Annotated in this window: 18 protein-coding genes, 1 pseudogene and 2 riboswitches; of the genes and pseudogenes, 17 read left to right on the forward strand and 2 right to left on the reverse strand. The window is 39.8% G+C overall.

Features of this window, described 5'->3' with window-relative positions:
• The first annotated feature begins 66 nt into the window (after window positions 1–66).
• The 13 genes and pseudogenes from M3226_RS14500 (at window position 67) to M3226_RS14560 (ending at window position 12,603) form a co-directional block, all read left to right on the forward strand.
• Entirely contained in the window at window positions 67–372 is a 306-nt protein-coding gene (locus M3226_RS14500) for an iron-sulfur cluster assembly accessory protein (RefSeq protein ID WP_251566437.1), read from the forward strand.
• Between the two features lie 145 nt (window positions 373–517).
• A complete protein-coding gene (locus M3226_RS14505; RefSeq protein ID WP_251566621.1) occupies window positions 518–1,273 on the forward strand; it encodes a Cof-type HAD-IIB family hydrolase in 756 nt (251 codons plus the stop codon).
• 103 nt (window positions 1,274–1,376) lie between these two features.
• The gene (locus M3226_RS14510) at window positions 1,377–1,577 is read left to right on the forward strand and encodes a cold-shock protein (RefSeq protein ID WP_098531632.1); all 201 of its coding nucleotides are present in this window, start codon (window positions 1,377–1,379) and stop codon (window positions 1,575–1,577) included.
• 270 nt (window positions 1,578–1,847) lie between these two features.
• Window positions 1,848–3,308, forward strand: coding sequence for a catalase KatA (gene katA / locus M3226_RS14515; protein WP_251566438.1), 1,461 nt, complete (start codon window positions 1,848–1,850; stop codon window positions 3,306–3,308).
• Window positions 3,309–3,512: 204 nt separating this feature from the next.
• Window positions 3,513–3,983 carry a GyrI-like domain-containing protein gene (locus M3226_RS14520; RefSeq protein ID WP_251566439.1) on the forward strand — a complete coding sequence of 157 codons (471 nt, stop codon included), beginning with the start codon at window positions 3,513–3,515 and terminating at the stop codon, window positions 3,981–3,983.
• A 121-nt stretch (window positions 3,984–4,104) separates the two neighbouring features.
• Window positions 4,105–4,252: riboswitch (FMN riboswitch) on the forward strand.
• A gap of 180 nt (window positions 4,253–4,432) precedes the next feature.
• The gene (gene ribE / locus M3226_RS14525; protein ID WP_251566440.1) at window positions 4,433–5,092 is read left to right on the forward strand and encodes a riboflavin synthase; all 660 of its coding nucleotides are present in this window, start codon (window positions 4,433–4,435) and stop codon (window positions 5,090–5,092) included.
• A gap of 30 nt (window positions 5,093–5,122) precedes the next feature.
• Window positions 5,123–5,749 (forward strand): annotated as a pseudogene (gene ribB / locus M3226_RS14530) (3,4-dihydroxy-2-butanone-4-phosphate synthase); the annotation flags it as partial.
• A 26-nt stretch (window positions 5,750–5,775) separates the two neighbouring features.
• Complete coding sequence (gene ribH, locus M3226_RS14535; RefSeq protein WP_098531626.1) at window positions 5,776–6,246, forward strand: 6,7-dimethyl-8-ribityllumazine synthase; 471 nt, start codon at window positions 5,776–5,778, stop codon at window positions 6,244–6,246.
• Between the two features lie 130 nt (window positions 6,247–6,376).
• Window positions 6,377–6,564: riboswitch (cobalamin riboswitch) on the forward strand.
• Window positions 6,565–6,695: 131 nt separating this feature from the next.
• Window positions 6,696–8,522 carry a DUF4430 domain-containing protein gene (locus M3226_RS14540; RefSeq protein ID WP_251566441.1) on the forward strand — a complete coding sequence of 609 codons (1,827 nt, stop codon included), beginning with the start codon at window positions 6,696–6,698 and terminating at the stop codon, window positions 8,520–8,522.
• A 51-nt stretch (window positions 8,523–8,573) separates the two neighbouring features.
• Window positions 8,574–9,410 (forward strand): DUF4430 domain-containing protein, encoded by an 837-nt coding sequence (locus M3226_RS14545; protein ID WP_251566442.1) that lies wholly within the window; start codon window positions 8,574–8,576, stop codon window positions 9,408–9,410.
• 18 nt (window positions 9,411–9,428) lie between these two features.
• The gene (locus M3226_RS14550; protein WP_251566443.1) at window positions 9,429–10,307 is read left to right on the forward strand and encodes an energy-coupling factor transporter transmembrane component T; all 879 of its coding nucleotides are present in this window, start codon (window positions 9,429–9,431) and stop codon (window positions 10,305–10,307) included.
• On the forward strand, window positions 10,289–11,911 hold the full coding sequence (locus M3226_RS14555) for an ABC transporter ATP-binding protein (RefSeq protein ID WP_251566444.1): 1,623 nt from the start codon (window positions 10,289–10,291) through the stop codon (window positions 11,909–11,911). Before M3226_RS14550 ends, M3226_RS14555 begins: the two co-directional genes overlap by 19 nt.
• The gene (locus M3226_RS14560; protein ID WP_251566445.1) at window positions 11,911–12,603 is read left to right on the forward strand and encodes an ECF transporter S component; all 693 of its coding nucleotides are present in this window, start codon (window positions 11,911–11,913) and stop codon (window positions 12,601–12,603) included. Before M3226_RS14555 ends, M3226_RS14560 begins: the two co-directional genes overlap by 1 nt.
• 33 nt (window positions 12,604–12,636) lie before the next feature.
• On the opposite strand, the gene M3226_RS14565 is transcribed toward M3226_RS14560, so the two are convergent.
• Window positions 12,637–14,739, reverse strand: a complete 2,103-nt coding sequence (locus M3226_RS14565) for a transglycosylase domain-containing protein (protein WP_251566446.1) — start codon at window positions 14,737–14,739, stop codon at window positions 12,637–12,639.
• A gap of 158 nt (window positions 14,740–14,897) precedes the next feature.
• Between M3226_RS14565 and M3226_RS14570 the strand changes: the two genes are divergently transcribed.
• Together M3226_RS14570 and M3226_RS14575 are read left to right on the forward strand one after the other, a co-directional pair.
• A complete protein-coding gene (locus tag M3226_RS14570) occupies window positions 14,898–15,173 on the forward strand; it encodes a phage holin (protein ID WP_251566447.1) in 276 nt (91 codons plus the stop codon).
• Window positions 15,174–15,310: 137 nt separating this feature from the next.
• Window positions 15,311–15,523: a hypothetical protein gene (locus M3226_RS14575; RefSeq protein ID WP_251566448.1), complete on the forward strand. Its 213-nt coding sequence runs from the start codon at window positions 15,311–15,313 to the stop codon at window positions 15,521–15,523.
• 48 nt (window positions 15,524–15,571) lie between these two features.
• Here M3226_RS14575 and M3226_RS14580 read toward each other — a convergent pair whose 3' ends face one another.
• Window positions 15,572–15,811 (reverse strand): hypothetical protein, encoded by a 240-nt coding sequence (locus M3226_RS14580; protein WP_251566449.1) that lies wholly within the window; start codon window positions 15,809–15,811, stop codon window positions 15,572–15,574.
• A 156-nt stretch (window positions 15,812–15,967) separates the two neighbouring features.
• On the opposite strand from M3226_RS14580, the gene M3226_RS14585 reads away from it, so the two are divergent.
• The gene (locus tag M3226_RS14585; RefSeq protein WP_374110609.1) at window positions 15,968–17,569 is read left to right on the forward strand and encodes a spore germination protein; all 1,602 of its coding nucleotides are present in this window, start codon (window positions 15,968–15,970) and stop codon (window positions 17,567–17,569) included.
• Window positions 17,566–18,774, forward strand: a complete 1,209-nt coding sequence (locus M3226_RS14590; protein WP_251566451.1) for a Ger(x)C family spore germination protein — start codon at window positions 17,566–17,568, stop codon at window positions 18,772–18,774. The genes M3226_RS14585 and M3226_RS14590 overlap by 4 nt, the downstream gene beginning before the upstream one ends.
• The last annotated feature ends 14 nt before the right edge of the window (window positions 18,775–18,788 follow it).

The raw sequence follows: 18,788 nt of genomic DNA on the forward strand, positions 1-18,788 counted from the left end.
GAAACTGTCTATTTTAGTCTTATCGTGGGATAATAAAATAGAATACATAATAGAGGAGAGCGCAAAATGAAGGTAAAAATTAATCGCCATGCTGCAAAAGAATTGAAAAAGATGTTGGAAAGTGAAGAGGCAGAAGGCAAATTATTTCGTGTATATGTGACAAGCATGCACGGAGATCATGCCCATTATGACTTGATGCTTGACACACCAACTGAAAATGATGAGGTTGTCAAAACGGATAAGGGGATTGATTTTATCCTTGATAAAAGTGATGAGTACCTGGATGGTGTTTGGATTCAATTTTTCCATGTCCCAAAAGAGGAATGGCTCATTACCAACCCATCAAAAGGCGGTCACCATCACCATCATTAATAACCTTTTATGATCCTGTTGTTAAAACAGGATTTTTAATTTAACCATAAATATATTATGTAAACTAATATCCGTATTTTTGAAAAGTTACTAATAAAAATGTTATCTTATAAAGGAACTTGGGAGAAGGGAGTTTATGACAGGAATGGAAAACTTCAAGAATGATGTTGAAATCAAGTTAGTTGCCCTGGATATGGATGGGACTTTATTAAATAATAAAGGCCAAGTTTCAGAGGAAAATCGTAAAGCGATTAAAGCTGCAAAAGATAAAGGTATAATCGTTGTTCTCAGTACGGGGCGTTCTATACTTACTGTTCGAGAACATGCGGATGATTTAGAGCTCACCTCCTACTTAGTAACAGTAAATGGAAGTGAGATTTATGATGAAAAAAGGAATCTGGTCGAAAGAAACCTTGTCGATACAGCGCATATCGAGTGGATGTTGGAACTGTCAAAACTACATAAAACTAGATTTTGGGCGATTAACACAGAGAGGACCTGGCATAATGAAATGCCAGAAGATTTTCATAAACTGGACTGGTTGAAATTTGGCTTTACAATTGATGATGATGCAACTAGAGAACTGGTTTTTAACGAACTGACCGCAAGAGGTGAATTCGAATTAACGAATTCTACGTTAAAAAACATTGAAGTTAATGCAGCTGGAATTAATAAGGCGCGCGGGCTAGCGCTTGTCTGCTCCAGGTTAGGAATCGAAATGAAGAATGTTATGGCAGTTGGTGACAGTCGAAACGACTTAATGATGATCAAAGAGGCTGGACTGGGAGTTGCAATGGGAAATGCCCAAGATGTGGTCAAAGAAGCAGCAGACTGGATTACGTCTACAAATGAAGAGGATGGGGTAGCTAAAGCCATTCATAAATGGGTTCTTCCCGATTAAATTAAAAAGTATGGTATAAAGGTTTATCACATTGGTCAAACTAGATGTGCAAATAAATTTTGCAAAATTATGCAATGGCTACGTGCTAGGAGGCTACAAAGAAATGGAACATGGTAAAGTAAAATGGTTTAACAGCGAAAAAGGATTTGGATTCATTGAGCGCGAAGGCGGAGAGGATGTATTCGTTCATTTCTCAGCTATTCAAGGCGAAGGGTACAAGTCTTTGGATGAAGGTCAAGAGGTTACATTTGAAATCGAAAATGGCCAACGTGGACCGCAAGCGGTCAACGTTCAAAAACAATAGACCTACCAATAAAACAGACCCTTATTAAGGGGTCTGTTTTTTGATTTCTTCCTTTCATTTTTTATATATCCTTTAATAAGTAAAATTTTTGGACGTTATTTCTTAATTTAGGAATAACGTCCTTCTTTTTTTAATACGAATGTAATAGTGAGTACAGGTTATTGTTTAAATTTTTTATTAGATTATAATTATTATTATTTAGTATTGTTTTTCACTAAAAATATATTATAATCTAGTTAAGTAATAAAAAATAGATTACGAGGTGATTAAATGAGTAATACGAACAAACATTTAACAACTGGAACAGGTGCGCCTGTCGGCGATAATCAAAATTCTATGACGGCTGGTTTGCGCGGACCAACCTTAATACAAGACGTCCACTTACTGGAAAAATTAGCACATTTTAATCGTGAACGCGTACCAGAGCGTGTGGTTCATGCAAAGGGTGCCGGTGCACATGGATATTTTGAAGTAACAAATGATATGTCTAAATATACAAAAGCAAAATTATTTAATGGGGCTGGTAAACGTACGCCGATGTTCATTCGCTTCTCCACCGTCGCCGGTGAGTTGGGTTCCGCTGATACAGTCCGGGATCCTAGGGGTTTTGCGGTTAAGTTTTATTCAGAAGAAGGAAACTATGATTTGGTGGGTAATAATACACCAATCTTCTTCATTCGTGATGCGATTAAGTTTCCGGACTTCATCCATACACAAAAAAGAGACCCTAAAACCCATTTGAAAAACCCAAATGCGGTCTGGGATTTCTGGTCCTTATCACCTGAATCCTTACACCAAGTTACCTATTTAATGGGTGACCGTGGTCTACCAGCCACATTGCGCCATATGAATGGTTATGGGAGCCATACCTTTAAATGGGTAAATGCGAACGGAGAAGCAGTCTGGGTTAAATATCATTTCAAGAGTGAACAAGGCGTTAAAAATATGTCTGCAGATGTGGCGGCGAAATTAGCTGGTGAAAATCCAGATTATCATATAGAGGATTTATATAATGCGATTGAAAACGGAGACTTCCCGGCATGGAGGCTGCATGTTCAAATCATGCCATTGGAAGATGCCAATACGTATCGGTTCGATCCATTTGATGTCACAAAAGTGTGGTCACATAAAGATTATCCTTTAATCGAGGTTGGCAGAATGGTCTTAAACCGCAACCCTGAAAACTATTTTGCGGAGGTTGAACAGGCCACCTTCTCACCAGGTACAATGGTACCAGGAATCGAAGCATCACCTGATAAAATGCTTCAAGGACGTATATTTGCCTACTCGGATGCTCACCGTTATCGTGTGGGGCCAAACCATAACTTACTTCCAATCAACCGTCCGAAGGTAGAAGTGAATAACTATCAGCGTGATGGTGCGATGCGCTTTGATCATAACGGCGGCGGTTCCGTTTACTATGAGCCAAACAGCTTTGGCGGTCCAAAGGAAGTACCTGAACAACGCCAAACACCTTTTGAAGTTACTGGTGCCGCAGCTCAGGTTGCTTATGACCATGATGATCATTATACACAGGCTGGTGACCTATATCGTTTAATGTCGGAAGATGAACGAACTAGATTAGTTGATACCGTAGTAGGGGCTATGAAACCCGTAGAGAGAGAAGATATTAAATTACGTCAAATTCAGCACTTCTATAAAGCTGACCCAGAATATGGCGAGAGAGTGGCCAAAGGTTTAGGATTAGCGATTCCACAAGAAGTGAAATAAACCGGATGCAGGCTATTTTTTATGGAATAGCCTGTTTATTATTATTTTTAACAAAAATACAATCGCAGCAGAATGGAATCAATAAAATGGTTATAAAAAACTTTTTCAGAAAAATTTTTGTGTAACGTCGAATTTTTTCAGAAGGATTTTAATGATATTATCCGAATAATAAGAATAGTATGTAGTAAAAAAGGGGGCGTAAAATTGGGGATTAGGGTGATAGAGAAAGAAGAAATAAAAGTGGTTGGAATAGCTTGGACAGGTACATACTCTGAAGTGAAAACAATCCCAAATCTTTTTAACAAAATGGAGGATCGTTTGGAGGAAGTTTCATGCCTGACTAACGAGCCTGTTGTGATTGCACCATTTCATAGCCGTGAAACGGAGTTTACTTATTATGTTACAAAACCTGTTCGGAAAATCGAGAATGTACCAGAGGGAATGGTTGGTTTCTCAATTCCGAGAAAGAACTATGTCTGTACGACTCATAAAGGAAGTCTGGAAGAAGTAGAAAATACATATCAACAAATGTTCAATTGGATGAAAGAATATGGTTATGAACAGGATTACCACGCCTTAGGATTAGAAATTTTTAAAGAGGAGCATAAGCAGCAAAATATGTCTGGAGACTTGTATTTTGACATTTATTTACCGGTTAGAACCTATAAGGAATAGTTAAAAAGGAGTGTTTTATACTCCTTATCAAAATATATGTGCAAAAATGAACCTTTTTTGTCTTCAAGCATTTCCCTTTACTATTTCTTTTTAGTATAATAACATTATATTCAAAGCTAAATATTTCCTTCGGGGTCAGGTGAAATTCCTAACCGGCGGTGATGAAGCCAATGCTTCTTAGTCCGTGACCCGGTTAACATAATTGTTAAGCGGTGGATCTGGTGAAACTCCAGAGCCGACAGTTAAAGTCTGGATGGGAGAAGGAAAAATAGTGGGTTATGATTTGGGGAGAAATATACCCATTTATACCCTTTATTTCCTATTGTCATTTTTAAGACCCTGAAGAAATTCTATTCTTTAGGGTCTTTTTTATAGCCTCAAGGAATTTTGAGATCTAGTAAAAATAGGGTTAGAATCTTGCTCGAGCCAAAGTAAGGAGAAGAAGGATTATGTTTACCGGAATCATTGAGGAAATAGGTAAAGTAGCAAAGATTCAGCGGACGGCCAATTCGTATGTATTAACAATAGAGGCTGAAAAAATACTACAAGATATACATCTTGGTGACAGCATTGCTGTAAACGGGGTCTGCCTGACCGTTACTTCTATTTTAGGAAAGCAGTTTACAGTCGACGTCATGCCGGAAACAGTTAAAGCGACCAGCTTAAATAACATTAAGAGTGGGACAAAGATTAATTTGGAACGTGCAATGGCTGCAGGCGGCAGATTTGGCGGGCATTTTGTCTCCGGTCATGCTGATGGTACCGGGGTTATTAAAAGAAAACAAGCCTTAGAAAATGCAGTTTATTACGAAATTGAGGCAGATCCTGAAGTTTTAAGATTTGTTATTGTTAGAGGCTCTATTGCTGTCGACGGGACAAGTTTAACTGTTTTTGATGTTTCGGACAGTAGTTTTACACTCTCACTTATCCCTCATACCCTGTCAGAAACAGTAATAGGTTTAAAGGAGCCAGGTGATATCGTCAATCTGGAATGCGATATGATTGGCAAATATGTCAGCCATTTTATAAAAAATAGTGGGAATGATACTCCTCAAAAGAAAAAATCGGGAATCAGCCAAAGTTTTTTAGAAGAAAACGGCTTTTATTAAGCAATAAATAATGAAAAAAGGAGTGATCACATGTTTGATTCAATTGAGGAAGCCCTTCAGGATTTAAAAGCTGGCAAGGTTATTATAGCCTGTGATGATGAAGACAGGGAAAATGAAGGGGATTTTATCGCCTTAGCGGAAAAAGCAACACCTGAGGTCATTAACTTAATGGTTACGCATGGCAGAGGACTAGTTTGTGTTCCAATCGTGGAAGAATTAGCTAAGAAACTAGACTTAACGCCAATGGTCGCTGTCAACACAGATTATCATGGGACGGCTTTTACAGTAAGTATTGACCATAAGTTTTCGACGACAGGAATTTCTGCTTATGAACGGTCTGCAACTGTATTAAGTTTACTGGACCCAGAAGCAAAACCGGAAGATTTTAAACGTCCGGGGCATATGTTCCCACTTATCGCGAAAAAAGGCGGCGTATTACAGAGAAACGGGCACACAGAAGCTGCAGTAGATCTTGCCAAATTATGCGGTGCTAAACCGGCCGGGGTTATTTGTGAAATTATGAATGAAGATGGCACTATGGCCCGCGTACCACAGCTTAGAGAAATAGCTGATCATTTGAACATAAAAATGATTACCATCAAAGCATTGATTGAGTATATAAGCAAAAAAGAAAGTCCTTTAAAAACCAAGGTGGATTAAAACATTATATTGGAGGAATCATCATGTCAAATATTTTCGAAGGTAATTTAGTTGGTAGTGGGTTAAAAGTAGGGATTGTTGTAGGAAGATTTAATGAGTTTATTACAGGTAAATTATTAGACGGTGCAAAAGATGCCTTAAAACGTCATGGTGTAAGTGAATCTGACGTGGATATTGCCTGGGTTCCAGGTGCGTTTGAACTGCCGCTAATTGCCCAAAAAATGGCATTCAGTAAAAAATATGATGCTGTAATTACACTAGGAACCGTTATCCGCGGTGCAACACCACACTTTGATTATGTATGTAACGAAGCGGCTAAAGGAATTAATGCCACTGCATTAGCGAGTGGAATTCCAGTCATTTTTGGAGTTCTTACAACAGATTCAATCGAGCAGGCCATTGAGCGTGCTGGAACAAAGGCAGGTAATAAGGGCTGGGATTCAGCAACGTCTGCGATTGAAATGGCGAACTTGATCCGAAATATCGAACAATAAAACGTTTAACTGCAGGAACAGAGTAAAAACAGGTAAATCTAACGCCTGTTTTTATTCTGAAATATCATTGTTTTTCATATAAGGTATATACAAACCGAACCAATTATCTATATAATGGTCATATCATAAAAAAATAGCACGGTAAACAGGTGCTTAAGTCTTTACTAGACTCTAAGCTTAATAGGGAAGTTGGTTGAATGCCAACGCGGTCCCGCCACTGTAAATGGGAGCAACCTATAGAGGCCACTGTCGATAGATGGGAAGGCATAGGGAGCAATGACCATGAGCCAGGAAACCTGCCTGTTTTAAACACATACAGTCTACGCGGATAGGAGAGTGTTAAGAATAGGAACATTTTTCTTTGTTTCTGCTTAACGTACATACACTCCTCCTCCTTAATAGGGGGATTTTTTTATGTCTATTTTTATAATGAAAGGAATGCAAGTAGAATGCTAAAAAGAAAGAATCTCTGGATGTCTATGCTGTTAGTTTTGATGGTACTGACAAACGGCTTGCAAACATCAGTAATGGCGGCCGAGGCAAAACAAGGTACTGTTACAGTCCTTGGACTAGACTCTACACCGGTAGTTGCAGAAAAGACACTCCAACTGACTGAAAAAGAGACGGCTACCGAGGCATTGATCGATGCGGTTGGTAAAAATAATCTCGAATATACGGATACAACTTACGGACCGATGCTTACAGGAATTAATGGAGTAAAAGCAGGGGATAAGCAATATTGGGCCTATTTTATCAATGGAATCTCTGCACCGGTTGGCCCTGATACTTATATTGTTCAGAATGGTGATAAAATAACATTCCGGTTAACTGATACTAAGAATCCTGCACAATCAACTGTTTCTCTGAAAGTTGTTGATGACAAAAACAAAACAGTTGTGGACCTTTCATCCATTGAGGTAATCGGAAGTCCAAATGCCTTTCAGCTCTTACAAACAGCCTTAGGTACAGATCAGGTTGGGTTTGAAGAAACACAATATGGAAAGATGATTACCGCTCTTAAAGGAATTAAAGCGGAAGGGTCAAACTACTGGGCATTCTATGTGGATGGGAAAATGGCTACAGTTGGCGCAGAGGGCTATGAGCTGCAAAATGGTAACCAAATAAGTTTTCAACTTGAATCCTTTGAACCAGCACCAGGAGATGGCGGTAATGGAGAAACAACACCAACAACACCGTCAACTCCAACAACACCAACTACTGGAACAGTTACAGCTCAAGATTTGCAAACAGCTGTGAACACTTCAAGTGCATATGTACTAAAAAATGAAGTTGGAGAATGGCAGGTAATTGCCTTAAAACAAGCAGGAAAAGAAATTCCTAAAAACTACCTATCCGATGTAAAAGCCATTGTAAAAGAGAAACAAGGAAAGTTTTCAAGAATTACAGATACAGAACGATATTCATTAGGGATTTTAGCCGCAGGCGGCAATCCGACAAATGTAGAAGGCTATAATTTAATAGAAGCAATTTATAATGGCAATGTGACAAAACAAGGTTTAAATGGGGTTGCATATGCACTTGTAGCTCTAGACAGTGCCAATTTCACAGTACCAACTACGGCCCAATGGACAAAAGCCAAACTCATCAGCTATTTGACAGAGCGACAAAACAGTGATGGCGGCTGGGCATGGGATCAAAGCACCACAAGTGATATTGATACGACAGCCATGATTTTAACCGCACTTGCACCATTTAAGGATCAAGACGGTGTAAAGGAAAAGGTTGAGGCAGCCGTCGAGTATCTTTCTACTCAGTACAAGGCTTCCAAAATCGATAATAGCTCAACTGCAGCCCAAGTGATGATCGCATTATCAGCTCTTGGAATCGATGCAAACAGCGGTGATTTTTCAAAAGATAATAGCGGCCTTGTTCAGTATTTACTATCATTTCAAAATAAAGATGGCGGTTTTGACTGGCAGGGCGGAGATGAGAGTGATCCATTCACGACCTCTCAAGCGATTCAAGGATTAGTTGCCTATCAGTTATTTACAGCAGGTAAAGGCTCTTTATACCATTTCACTCTAACAGCGGAAACTCCTGCAGCCGAGACACCTGCTGTTAAAACGCCTCAGACAGAACAAGTTGCACCAACAGAACAAGCTGCTCCTACAGCTACTGTTTTGAAGACAACCAATCAGACTGGGCATGCACTGCCAAATACAGCCACAAATATCTACAATCTTGCAGCTCTTGGACTATTGCTTATGATTGCAGGTAGTTTCATTTATTTGAGACAAAGAAAACAGAACGTATAAAAAACCATTATCCCCTCTTGGCTTCCAAGAGGGGATTGATTGGAGGCAGACATGGATAAAATTTTTAAGATTACTTCCTTTATATCGATTCTATTTATAATCTTTAACTTAGTTGGCTGTAGTTCAACTGACGGTGCAGAGAAGGAATCCAAACAAGAAACAAAAACCGTTGAGGTAACGGCGAAAGCAGAGAATAATAAAGAGCAAGTTACAAAACAACAAACTTCTGCAGAACAAACGAAAACGACAGCTGCTTCACCTGAAACAAAGGAGGAACAGCCGGCTGAAGTGAAAACGGAGAGCGAACAAAGCTCACAGCCTGCTCAGCAAAATCCCGCTGAAAGTAAGACAACAGCCAACACGTCTTCCACAGCGAGTAAAAATACGGCAACAACAACAAAAACCACAGGTGCAACAACAACAAAAAGTACCGGAACGACAACAACAAAAACTACAGGGACGACAACCCAAAAAACTACCGGAACGACAACAAGTAAAACGACTAGCACGGCACCAAGCACTACGACCAATTCAACTCCAGCTCCTAAGCCGGCGGCAACTGCACCAAAGCCTGTTGCTGCCGTAACAATATCCATTACAGGTCCTAAAGACCGCGGGACAATCCTTTCAGCTTCAAAGATAATAATAGAAGATGGGTATACTATTTTTGATGTGGTGAAACAAGCAGCGAAAGCAAAAGGGATTGTAGTGGATTCCACAGGCAGCGGTGCAACAGCCTATATCGAAGGAATTGACAATATCTATGAATTTGATTATGGTGCAAAAAGCGGCTGGGTATTTAAACACAATGGTGCTAGTATTACCAAGAGCATCGGAGTCATAAAGGTTAAAGCTGGTGATCAGATTGCATGCTACTATACTGAATAATATTTGGAGGTACAGGAGATGAGGCTGCGGTTTGACCGCTTTCATCCGCTTGTTACTTTTCTATTTTATGCCGGGGCTGTTTCATTGCTTATTTTAATGCTGCATCCCCTTTTTTTAATCAGCTCTATCGCAGTTGTTATTTTGATTAATATACGCCATGATCGTTTAAACGGATTGCGGCGATGGTGGTTTTTCATTATTACTACATTCCTGCTAATGGTGATCTTAAACCCGCTATTCAATGAGAGAGGGAGGCATTTGTTAGTTGAAATAAACCAACATCGTGTCACATTGGAGGCAGTTGTTTATGGCGGAATGAATGCTCTTTCGATTATTGGGGTTATTGCTTTATTTGTTTCTTACAACATCATCATGACACCGAACAAGCTTTTATTTATTTTTGCAAAAGTGTTACCTCAATTTGCGGTCCTTCTCATGTTGACGCTCCGGTTTATTCCTTTAATGCGAAGAAGGCTTGAAGAAATTTCGGTCGTACAAAAGAGTAAAGGACTCTCGGTTAGTCATGGCAGCTGGAGGGTAAGAGCTAAGACAGGAATGCTTTATGTTCAAACATTGCTAACCTTTTCTTTAGAGGAGGCCATTCAAACGGCTGATTCTATGAAAGCTAGGGGATACGGACAAGGTCCGCGTTCATCCTACGAATATTTTAAAATAAACAAAGCAGATATCATCGCAATCCTTTATTTATTAAGTCTTTTCGGTTTTACCATAATAGAGCGTTTTTCAGGGTTTGGTGTATTAACGATTTACCCCATTATGGAATCATGGCATCTATCATTGATAGATAGAGCGGTTTTAATGTGTTATATCATGTTTTTAAGTTTCCCATTACTAGTTGAAGCAGGTGGAATGTTCCGATGGCGCTTATCGAATTAAATCATGTTACCTTTACCTATCCGGACTGTACAGAGCCTGCCATTCGGAATCTTTCTCTAAACATCTATAAAGGACAATTTGTTGTTCTCTTTGGTGCTTCAGGGTCCGGAAAAAGCACACTTTTACGATTACTAAAAAAAGAAATCCAGCCGCATGGGACGTTATCAGGAGGAATTTCAATAAATGGCCAGCTTGTTCAAGAGACACCAGGGCTTACTAGGGATGTTGGCTTCGTATTTCAAGATCCGGAAAATCAGATTGTCGCAGATGATGTCTTACATGAAATCGTGTTTGGATTAGAGAATATCGGTCTGAATACAAATGAAATGAGAAACAGAGTGGCAGAAATGGTCCACTTTTTTGGCGCAGAATCGATTCTGAACCGAAAAGCCGAGGAGCTTTCAGGCGGGAAAAAGCAGCAAATTAACCTGGCATCTGTTTTATTGATGCAGCCGAACATTTTATTGTTGGACGAACCGACCGCGCAGCTTGATCCCGTTAGTGCACGGGAGTTTATGGATATGTTAAAGAGATTGAACGAAGAATTTGGAATGACAATCATCATGGCGGAACACCGGCTTGAAGAAGTCTTTACCTTGGCTGATCAAATTATCATGATGGAAAATGGTCAGGTAAAAGTTTCTGGTGAACCCAAAGAAGTGCTTCGTGAGCTATGGGATACCTCTAATAAGGCCTACGTTCCGAAGATTCCTGCGTTATTTTTAAGTATGGAAGGTCATGGCAGTGTTCCTTTAACGGTGAAAGAGGGAAGGGACTGGGTGCAAAAGCAGAAGGTTGAGCCTGTTTTTTCAGGAGCCAAGAGAGTCTCTCCGAAAACAGGAGAACGGGTAAAAGTAAATAATCTCTCTTTTCATTATGATAAGAAAAGTGGTTATATTTTAGATGAACTTGAACTGAGCTTAAAGCAAGGAGAGTTTTATGCCTTGTTAGGAGGAAATGGTTCGGGGAAATCTACTTTGCTAAAGATTATGGCAGGTTTGTTAAAGCCTGATAGCGGGAAAGTCTCTTTTGATGATTTGCCCTTAAGGAAGTATAAACAGAATGAGTTAGCTGGTAAAATTGGTTATTTACCACAAAATCCGAAGCTTTTTTTTCTGCAGGATACCGTTCAAAAAGAACTTCAAATCACGATGGAGCAGTGGAAGTTAAAGGATGGTCATGAAGTAAAGCTACTGTTGGATAAATTAGGAATTGCCCATTTATTGTTAAGTCATCCGTATGACCTTAGTGGCGGGGAACTGCAGAAGGCGGCTTTAGCTTGTATCCTAATAAGAAAGCCTGAAGTGCTTTTATTGGATGAACCGACCAAAGGCTTGGACCCAATTTCAAAAGAGAACTTAGCTAAGATTCTCTTATCATGCCATTCAGCTGGGATGACGATTCTGATGTCCACACACGATGTCGAGTTTGCGGCACAATATGCAAGCAAATGCGGAATGATGTTTCAAGGCAAGATTACATCTGAGGACGTACCGGAGAAGTTTTTCAAAGGGAACTTCTTTTATACGACGATGATTCAAAGGGTATTTCGAGGGTTATCGGATAGCGAAATCCCAATGACGCTTGAGGAGGCCACTCGGTAATGCGCAAACACAAGGCCTTAGTAACCGGTTTTCTTTTCATTCTGATGCTAGTTTTACTAGGGCTGAATTATATTTGGGAAGATTCCTATTTAGGCTTTAGCTTTGGTCTAGTCCTTTTAGCACTGTCTCTCTTTTTGTTCCGGTTTGAAACTAGAAAGGTAGAACCTCGTGAATTGGTGCTTTTAGCCGTCCTAGCTTCGATTGCAGCCGTGGGCAGGATTCCATTTGCCAGTCTTCCGAGTGTCCAGCCGACGACCTTTGTGATTATGATGTCCGGTTATGTGTTTGGAGCTGAGAGCGGCTTTGTGATCGGAGCAGTTGCGGCTCTAGCTTCCAATATGATTATGGGGCAGGGGCCATGGACACCTTGGCAAATGGTGGCATGGGGCTTGGTTGGATTGACTGCTGGACTATTAAGAAATACCCTCTTTATGAAAAAAAGATGGGGTCAGATCGTGTTTGGGGTTATTTGGGGTTACCTGTTTGGCTGGATTATGAACCTATGGGGATTTATTGCGCTGATTCAGTCGGGCGGCTCGCAAACTTGGAAGGCGTTTATCGTTTATATGATAGGAAGTGCCACTTTTGATACCTTTCATGCCATTTCCAATGTTTTCTTCTTAGTAGTTTTTGGCGGGATTTGGATTAAGATTTTATTCAGGTTTAAGAGAAAATATGGATTACTAGAATAAAAAACTCCAGTTTTAGCTGGAGTTTTTTAGTGGTTATTGTCTAAGGACCTTTGCTTTATCGATTAATGCATTAATCCCTTCCCCAATCGTATATAAGGCTTTTTCAAGTCCACTTTTCAACTCAGGGGCATGCTCTTTAATCGTTGAGCCAATTTTCTTTGCATTATTATTCAGCTCTTGCCCAATGGCCTTTGCCTGATCATTGATGCTCTTATTAGTTGCCGCTTCACCTGCAAGCTGGGCGTTAATGGACGTGACTTCAAAACTTTCATTAGGGAGATGGCGGATAGATTCCCGCATAATCTCTTTAAAAATAGGAACCACATTGGAAGAACTCGCACTTGGTAAGTAGTGCTGCCTGTCAGTCTGGTCATAGCCAAGCCATATTGCACCGACAAGGTTAGGTGTATAACCTACCATCCACTGATCCTTTGTTCCGTTAACCCCGCTGAATGGCAGCTGGGTAGAGCCTGTTTTACCTGCTATTTGAACACCTTGGATATGAGCTTTTTTTCCAGTACCTGTCTCAACCACATTCAATAACATCGAGGTCATTTGATTCGCAACTGTTTTGGAAGTTACCTTAGTTGTTTTTTCTTCCCGCTCGGCAATTACATTCCCAGTCGGACCCACGATTTTGGTTATCAAATGACTATCCTCTCGGACCCCATCATTAGCAAAGGCAGAAAAGGCATTAGCCATCTGTAATGGTGAAACCCCTTTACTCATCCCGCCAAGCGCAATTGCAAGGTTTTCGTCTTCTTTTTCAACCGGAATACCGAACCGCTTTAATGAATCTAAACCCTTATTTAGGCCAATCTCATGTAACAGCCAGACAGCCGGAACATTTAACGATTCTTCAAGGGCTTTATACAGTGGTACTTCCCCTTGGAATGTTTTTGAAAAATTTTCCGGTGTGTAGTTCCCAATGGTGGTTGGCTTGTCTTCAAGCACAGAAGAATATTTATAGCCATTTTCTAAGGCAGGAGTATAGACTGCTAAAGGCTTAATGGAGGATCCCGGCTGGGCCTGTAATTGGGTGGCCCTGTTAAAGCCGCGGAAAACGTGCTCACCGCGGCCGCCGACGAGGGCTCGAACACCGCCTGATGCGGGGTCCATTAAAACCGATCCGCTTTGGACGATTTTTCCTCCCATTCCGCTAGGGAACAGATAATTTTTGCTATAGACCTTTTCAAGCCCAGCTTGTAAATTTTGATCCATTTCTGTATAAATCCTGTAGCCTCTAGTTAAAATCTCATCTTGTGTTAACCCGTATTTAGAAATGGCTTCATTTAAAACAGCATCGACATAATAGGGGTAATTACGCTCAATATTGCTTCCACCGCCATCTTTAAGTCGAATCTTTTCATTTTTCGCTGTATTGTATTGTGCTGCAGTAATCATACCTTGTTCCTTCATCTTAGCTAAGACAACATTTCGGCGCTTCATGGCTAAATCATAGTTATTATAAGGATTAAGATAGTTTGGCGCGTGTAAGAGGCCGGCCATCATGGCTGCTTCGCTGATGGTTACATCTTTAATATCCTTATTAAAATATTTTTTTGAGGCATTGCTGATCCCCCAAGCCCCGCCGCCAAAATAAACTTGATTTAAATACATTTGCAGAATCTCATCTTTTGTATAAACCTTTTCGATTTTTACAGCTAAAAATAGTTCTTCTGCTTTCCGTTTATAGGTCCTTTCAGGGGAAAGCAAGGCATTTTTGGCTAGCTGTTGTGTTAAGGTACTGCCACCGGCCGTAACTCTTCCAGCAAATATGTTCCCGAAAAGGGCACGGGCGATTCCTTTTATATCAAATCCGCCATGCTCATAGAAACGTTCATCCTCTATCGCCACGACTGCGTTAGGGACATACTTAGGTACTTCGTTAATTGATATGCCCTTCGTTCGATTGGTAGCTACATTGCTGGCGACCTCTCCATCTTTATCGTAAATAACCGTTGGCTGACTTAAGCCTTGTTTTAATTGGTCAACGTTTGCCCTTGATGCCAGCCAGCCAAAATAAGCAATCGTTACTAATACTACGACTAGAAGTAATAATAATAAAATTTGGGTTAGATGTCTTCTTTTCCAGAACCGGACGAGCATTCCCCAAATGGGCGGTAATTTTTCCATGCTATCTCCTAACTTTCAAAAGAAATTTTCGATTTCTTTATTATAGAATTTCTTGACGAAAAAGACCAATAATTAGCTAAAGGATGGGTATCTATGGCATACGTGGACAACCTTTCCATATCGTAAGCATATATTAATTGAAATAGTATAAGGAAAGGGTGGGGGGATTGATTAACTGGAAGGTCCGCTTTAAAAACCGAAATTGGGTGCTTGCCTTTCTTTCACAGATTATGATCGTTGCCGAACTGGTTTTATCTGGTTTACATTCAATGGGGCTGGTTCATTTTCAACTAACGGATTCAATTCAAAATTCGATTTTAACAGTAGTTAATGCAGTGTTTGTGTTGTTATCCATGTTAGGGATTATCCAAGATCCTACAACCAAAGGATATAAAGACAGCGACCAAGCGCTAAAATATAACGAGCCAAAGTAAGCTAAAAGGAAATATAATTTTTAGCAAATTATCTACAAATTTGGAAAAAATTTGGTAAGATAGATTAATAGGAAAAAAATGACAGGAAGGAAGTTTTTGAATAGGTTGAATGATACAAGCTGAAAAGGGGTATTAAAATGTCAATCTGGTTTATGATTTCAGGGGCTTTCTTGCTGATTGTCCTTTTAGAGGAATCTATTTACTATGGTTGGAATCGGTATGTATATGGTAAAAACAACCAGATGAGAAGTAAAAGGAAAAACCGCTTGTTTGTTGTATTAGAATTCTTTAAGCAAAAAAAGAAGTCAATCGATATCGAAACCAATCATCAAGAAAAGAGCTCAAGCTAAAGCTGGAGTTCTTTTCTTTTTTTGTCAATGTAAAAGATGAAACACAAGTCAGTTGGTTTGTGACTCATTCTGTTTTTTCTTCTTTTTAAAGTAAGACCTAAGCAATCGAATGCAAAAGAAGAGGGCAAATAAAAACACAATCACATATTCAGCCGGTTCCATTACTCGGAATGGGTCTAAGGCCTTCCAGATAAGCAAGTTTGGTGCGGTTCCCATGATGAAATCTAAGAGAATAATTAAACCGAACATCCCTCCGGCTAATATAAAAACAACCATTATTGCTTTCAATTTGTTCACCCTCATTCCACGTTAGGATTAGTATTCAGAGTTTTAAAAGTCCTTATACTCTGAACTCCGAAGTTTTTTGTTTAGATGGATATTGGTGTGTTTTTTGGGGAAAATACCCATAATCAATTTCTAGGAAATGGGTGGAGTCTTGTGTCAATCCTGTCACAAATTTTGAAAAAGAAACAGCAGAAGAGACAGAATGATAATTATCAGCAAAAGCAAGATCCACTTAAGCCAGAGGAATTGCCAATCCTTCGGGACTATAAAGAAAATCTAGAAAGGATCAAAGCTGAATTAGGTAATAGTACCGATGTTGCTATTCGAGAAATACAAGCAGGCAGTTATAAGACTGCGTTCGTCTATATAGATGGACTAGTCGATACCGTAAGCATTAGTGATTTTCTTTTAGAACCTTTTATGGAGAAGGATGTAATTCCTGAACAAAAAGATATCTTTCAATACCTCCTCGATAAGGCTGTCGCCTTAGGAAGTGTCCAGTCGATTAATAATTGGAATCAAGTATATGATTTACTTCTATCAGGAAACACAGTCATTTTTATCGAAGGCTGCAATAAAGCGATTAGTGCTGAAACAAAAGGATGGGAAAAGCGTTCCATAACAGAACCGACTACACAGCTATCAATCAGGGGGCCTAAGGATTCCTTTACGGAAACACTTAGAACAAATACGGCATTAATTAGAAGGCGGCTTAAAAGCCCTAATTTATGGGTAGAAGCAATGAAAATAGGGACGGTTACCCAAACAGATATTGCAATTATGTATATAAAAGGAATTGCCAACGATAAAATTGTTGAAGAAATCAAAAAAAGATTACAGCGAATTGATATAGATGGCATTATCGCATCAGGGTATATTGAACAATTAATTGAAGATCAAACATGGACAACATTTCCAACCACCTTTCATACAGAGCGGCCAGATGTCGTCTCATCACAGCTGCTTGAAGGAAGAATAGCGATTGTTGTGGATGGAACGCCATTCGTCCTAACAGCACCGGCTATATTTGTACAATTTTTCCAGGCACCAGATGACTACTATTCCCGTTTTGATATCTCAACAGGAATTAGGCTTCTTAGGATTATTGCATTTTTAATTGCCCTAATAGGTCCGGCCACCTATATTGCAGCTACAACGTTTCACCAAGAAATGATTCCGACAACAATGGCCATTGCGATTGCAGCACAACGAGAAAATGTTCCGTTTCCAGCGTTTGTCGAAGCGCTCATTATGGAAATTACCTTTGAAATTTTAAGGGAGGCGGGCTTAAGACTTCCACGTGCAGTTGGCCAGGCCGTTTCAATTGTTGGTGCTCTTGTAATTGGGCAGGCGGCCGTACAAGCGGGTTTTGTTTCACCTGTAATGGTAATCGTTGTTTCGGTTACAGCAATTGCTAACTTCTCTACACCGATTTTTGCGATGGCAATCGCAGCGAGATTAATTCGCTTTGTCTTGATGGGGTTAGCAACGATTTTGGGCTTTTATGGTATGATGCTTGGTCTTATGTTTATGGCGATTCATTTATGCTCACTTCGCTCGTTCGGTATCCCATACATGATGCCATTAGCACCATTTAACATTACTAATCAACAAGATGCCTTTGTGCGATTTCCAATTTGGTCATTTAAAAATAGACCTCCCTTTATTAGTAAAGGGAATATGATGAGGACTGGAGATAATCAAAAGCCTAGTCCCCCAAGGCCTGATGAGCAAACAAGTAATCAAGGTGATAAGTCATGAAAAAGGGTTTGATCATAGTAACGATATTATTTATGCTTACACCTTTGCTTAGTGCCTGCTGGAATCAAAAGGAATTAACGGATTTGGCCTTTGTAATGGCGTTAGGAATCGATAAAGGAAAGGATAAAAAGTTTAAGCTTTCCTTCCAACTGGTGAATCCGGGTAACGTATCTACAGGACAAGGCAGCGGTGGAGGTCAGGGCCTTCCAATAGCTGTTTATCGAAGTACTGGTGACACAATAACAGAGGCTGCTAGAAACGCAACCAAAAAGGTATCACGGCGCCTTTATTACGCTCACACTAATGTGGTTGTCATTAGTGAAAAAATCGCAAAAACAGATTTGCTATATATTTTGGATGCATTAGACCGGGATCCTGAATTTCGAACAACGACAGAAATGGTGATTGCCAGGGGCTGTACTGCAGAGGAAATTGTAACAACCCTTACAATTCTCGATAGGCTTCCCGTTAACAAAATTACGAAACAGTTAAAAGCTTCACAAGCGATGCTGGGTGAAAATATGTCGGTAACTATTGACGACTATCTTAGTGCCTTAGTAAGCAAGGGCAAACAGCCTTTTTTAAATGGTTATAGCTTAATTGGTATTAAATCAAAAGCAAAAAAAGCCGAGAATCTCCAAAAAACCACAACGGATGCCTTTCTTTCTTCTGATGGGTTAGCCATCTTTCATGATGGAAAATTACTGGGCTGGGTCGATAATAACAAAGCCCGGGGGATCGTCTGGATTCAAAATAAACTCAAAAGTACTGATATTGTGATTCCGTGGAAAGAAGAGAAAAGGGCTCTTGTTGTGGCACCCATCCGCTCCAAAACAAATATTTCTGTTCACTTTGTCAATCAAAAGCCGGTAATAAATATTGCTATTAATAGTGAAGGATGGATTAGTGAAGCCAATACTGTCATTGATTTAAACAATCCTGTGATTATCGGAAAAATTGATAAACTGGTCGAAAAGGAAATCAGCAGGCAAATTTTAGACTCGGTTCAAGCAGCACAAAAATTAAAAAGTGATATTTTTGGATTTGGAGATAAGGTGCATATTACTAACCCTGTCTTATGGAAGAAATTCCAAGGAAATTGGGATGAGGAATTTGCCTCATTAAAGGTCAATGTGACCACAGACTTTTATGTTCGCCGTGAAGGAATTCGGACACTGCCTTTTTGGTCTTCAATGGGAAAATAAGAACTGGCAAGGGG

The sequence above is a fragment of the Neobacillus cucumis genome, from assembly GCF_023715505.1.

Excerpts from the sequence above, each read along its gene's own strand:
- katA (WP_251566438.1), top strand. The coding sequence starts at position 1,848 with ATGAGTAATACGAACAAACATTTAACAACTGGAACAGGTGCGCCTGTC.
- M3226_RS14565 (WP_251566446.1), bottom strand. The coding sequence starts at position 14,739 with ATGGAAAAATTACCGCCCATTTGGGGAATGCTCGTCCGGTTCTGGAAA.
- M3226_RS14500 (WP_251566437.1), top strand. The coding sequence starts at position 67 with ATGAAGGTAAAAATTAATCGCCATGCTGCAAAAGAATTGAAAAAGATG.
- ribH (WP_098531626.1), top strand. The coding sequence starts at position 5,776 with ATGTCAAATATTTTCGAAGGTAATTTAGTTGGTAGTGGGTTAAAAGTA.
- M3226_RS14555 (WP_251566444.1), top strand. The coding sequence starts at position 10,289 with ATGGCGCTTATCGAATTAAATCATGTTACCTTTACCTATCCGGACTGT.
- ribE (WP_251566440.1), top strand. The coding sequence starts at position 4,433 with ATGTTTACCGGAATCATTGAGGAAATAGGTAAAGTAGCAAAGATTCAG.
- M3226_RS14545 (WP_251566442.1), top strand. The coding sequence starts at position 8,574 with ATGGATAAAATTTTTAAGATTACTTCCTTTATATCGATTCTATTTATA.
- M3226_RS14560 (WP_251566445.1), top strand. The coding sequence starts at position 11,911 with ATGCGCAAACACAAGGCCTTAGTAACCGGTTTTCTTTTCATTCTGATG.
- M3226_RS14540 (WP_251566441.1), top strand. The coding sequence starts at position 6,696 with ATGCTAAAAAGAAAGAATCTCTGGATGTCTATGCTGTTAGTTTTGATG.
- M3226_RS14590 (WP_251566451.1), top strand. The coding sequence starts at position 17,566 with ATGAAAAAGGGTTTGATCATAGTAACGATATTATTTATGCTTACACCT.
- M3226_RS14505 (WP_251566621.1), top strand. The coding sequence starts at position 518 with ATGGAAAACTTCAAGAATGATGTTGAAATCAAGTTAGTTGCCCTGGAT.
- M3226_RS14575 (WP_251566448.1), top strand. The coding sequence starts at position 15,311 with ATGTCAATCTGGTTTATGATTTCAGGGGCTTTCTTGCTGATTGTCCTT.
- M3226_RS14550 (WP_251566443.1), top strand. The coding sequence starts at position 9,429 with ATGAGGCTGCGGTTTGACCGCTTTCATCCGCTTGTTACTTTTCTATTT.
- M3226_RS14510 (WP_098531632.1), top strand. The coding sequence starts at position 1,377 with ATGGAACATGGTAAAGTAAAATGGTTTAACAGCGAAAAAGGATTTGGA.